Annotated in this window: 1 protein-coding gene; it reads left to right on the top strand. The window is 41.8% G+C overall.

The genetic code is table 11. The annotated features are described in order from the left end of the window. On the top strand, positions 1–273 hold a 273-nt coding region (locus R0J87_RS20420; RefSeq protein ID WP_498888542.1), incomplete at both ends, for a hypothetical protein.

The following is a 273-nucleotide window of genomic DNA, read 5'->3' as shown; positions in this document are numbered from 1 at the left end:
ATTGAATGGTTTGATCCTTATTTAACCCCCAAACAACATTTAATCCGAGGTTTTTCTAAACTCGATCAACCCCACGACACCGATCAAGTCTATAAAACCTTATTTAACAGAGGTGATAATTCTTATTACCTCGTGAGAGGGCATATTCCGCCCACCGGTGAACGTTCAAATCTAATTGATTCTCCAGTTTCTGCTTTAGAAGCGGGTCAAGCATTAGGAGGGGAATTAGTGGGTTTAACCGCAACAGGTGACTTAGCAACCGTTGATTGTTCC

The sequence above is a fragment of the Halomonas sp. SIMBA_159 genome (genome assembly GCF_046536035.1).
In the GTDB taxonomy this organism is placed as follows: Bacteria; Pseudomonadota; Gammaproteobacteria; order Pseudomonadales; family Halomonadaceae; genus Vreelandella; species Vreelandella venusta_A.
Note: the sequence above shows the minus strand (reverse complement) of the source record. Positions and strands in the feature narration are given on the sequence as shown.